Source organism: Microcystis sp. M53598_WE2 (genome assembly GCF_030067735.1).
Lineage (GTDB): Bacteria > Cyanobacteriota > Cyanobacteriia > Cyanobacteriales > Microcystaceae > Microcystis > Microcystis aeruginosa.
Map to the genome: position 1 here is coordinate 1 of NZ_JASJFE010001016.1, position 2340 is coordinate 2340.

The 2340-nt window shown below is 38.7% G+C and carries 2 protein-coding genes; both read left to right on the top strand.

The window, feature by feature from the left end; all coding sequences use genetic code 11:
• The coding region (locus PX636_RS20880; RefSeq protein ID WP_288118663.1) for a diflavin flavoprotein at nucleotides 1-1636 on the top strand (1636 nt) is incomplete at its 5' end.
• A 133-nt stretch (nucleotides 1637-1769) separates the two neighbouring features.
• A complete protein-coding gene (locus PX636_RS20885) occupies nucleotides 1770-2270 on the top strand; it encodes a phosphate-starvation-inducible PsiE family protein (protein ID WP_002763297.1) in 501 nt (166 codons plus the stop codon).
• Nucleotides 2271-2340: the final 70 nt, after the last annotated feature.

The window sequence follows — 2340 nt, forward strand, 5'->3', positions numbered from 1 at the left end:
CTGTTTGGATTGGGATCGCGATCGTTTTGATATCGAATTTGGTTTAGAAAACGGTACCACTTATAACTCTTTTGTTATTCAAGGGGAAAAAACCGCCCTAATTGATACATCTCACCGCAAATTCGATCGCCTTTATCTGGAGGAATTAACTAAACTAATCAACATCAATCATCTTGATTATTTAATTATCAGTCACACCGAACCCGACCACAGTGGTTTAGTCAAAGAAGTTTTAGAATTAGTCCCAGAAGTTACCGTGGTGGGGGCAAAAGTTGCCATGCAATTCCTCGAAAACATGGTACACAGACCCTTTAAACAGTTAATCGTTAAAAGTGGTGATACTTTAGATTTAGGCAATGGTCATATCTTAGAATTTGTTTCAGCCCCTAATCTTCATTGGCCTGATACTATCTTCACTTTTGATGCTAAAACTGCCACCCTTTTTACCTGTGATGCTTTCGGAATGCACTTTTGTGATGATCAAATCTACGATCGAGAAAAAGACCTGCTAGAAGCCGATTTTCAAACCTATTATGACTGTCTGATGCGACCGAATGCTCGTTCAGTTTTAGGGGCAATTAAAAGAATCGAGAAATTTGAGATTAATCTCATTGCCACTGGTCACGGTCCCCTATTAAAACACCATATTTCTGATTGGGTGGGACGCTATCAAACTTGGAGTCAAGAACAAACTTCTGCCGATACTTTAGTGGCTATATTCTTTACCCAAGATTACGGACAAAGCGAACATTTAGCCACTATGATTAGTCAGGGTCTGACTAAAACTGATGTGGTGACAGAATTAGTCGATATGAATAATGCTGATCCCCACGAAGTCAGAGAATTAATCAATCAGTCTAAAGGAGTTGTCATCGGAATGCCTCCCCAATCTTCCCTGACTAACCAGACGATTTTAAGCACGATTCTTGCTGCAGTTAATGGCAAACAAGCTGTAGGATTATTTGAGTCAGGAGGTGGGGAAGATGAACCAATTTTTCCCTTAAGAAATAAATTACAGGAAATGGTCGCAATCGAAGCTTTTCCTCCTCTTTTAGTTAAAGACAATCCCAATCAATCCCTCGATTTTATTGCCGATGAAGCAGGAACCGACCTCGGCCAATGGTTAAGCCGAGAAAAAACGATTAAACAAATTAAATCGATTAACAACGACTTAGAAAGAGCTTTAGGCCGTATTAGTACCGGATTGTATCTAATTACTTCCCAAAAAGCCGATTTATCTAGTGCCATGATTGCCTCTTGGGTGACACAAGCAAGTTTAAATCCTTTAGGTGTGGCGATTGCAGTGGCCAAAGATCGGGCAATGGTATCCTTTTTACAGCCTAGCGATACCTTTGTTTTAAATGTTTTAGCTGAGGATAATTACCAGAAATTAATGAAACATTTCCTCAAGCGTTTCTCTCCCGGTGCCAATCGTTTTGAAGGCATTAAAACCTATACTGCCAATAATGGATCACCAATTTTAGCCGATGCCTTAGCTTACATAGAATGTGAAGTAACCAGTCGTTTAGATTGCGGCGATCATTGGGTAGTTTATTGTACCGTTAATACCGGACGAGTTGCCCGTTTAGATACCTTAACTGCTGTCCATCATCGCAAAGTTGGCAACCATTATTAACAGTTATCAGTTATCAGTTATCAGTTATCAGTTATCAGTTATCAGTTCACCGATTACTGGTTACTGCTCACTGCTCACTGAAAAATCCCCCCAACAGCTAACACCCAATTCTATCAATCTTAGGAGAAATAAAATGTACGAACCAATTAAAAACCCTTCCCCAATGATGGTGCGAGTAGTGCAAGTCTTAGAAATGATTCAAGATTTAATTGTCATTTCTCTCTGTATCGGTTTATTTAGCTTCATGGTGTTAGAAGTCAGAGAAATGTTTATGTCTCTGCTGCCACCGATTCAATTTCGGATTATTACCGCCGATATTTTATTCCTCTTAATTCTAGTAGAATTGTTCCGATTATTGATTATTTATTTGCAAGAAAAACGAGTTTCTATCGGTGTTGCCGTGGAAGTTTCTATCGTCTCGGTTTTGCGAGAATTAATTGTCAGAGGAGTCCTAGAAACTAATTGGACACAAGTATTAGCTGCCTGTGCTTTTCTAATAGTTCTCGGTACATTAATGGTGTTAAGAGTTTGGCTTCCTCCCACCTTTGAAGGTATCGATCCTGAACAAAAAGTTTCTGAACGTTATCGTCAACATTTAGTTAAAGAATTAACTGAAATAAACAGCAAAATTTAGTCAGTTATCAGTTATCAGTTATCAGTTATCAGTTATCAGTTATCAGTTATCAGTTATCAGTTATCAGTTA

What these genes read in the sequence shown, in the direction of transcription:
- PX636_RS20885 (WP_002763297.1), top strand. Translation starts at nt 1,770, where the DNA reads ATGTACGAACCAATTAAAAACCCTTCCCCAATGATGGTGCGAGTAGTG.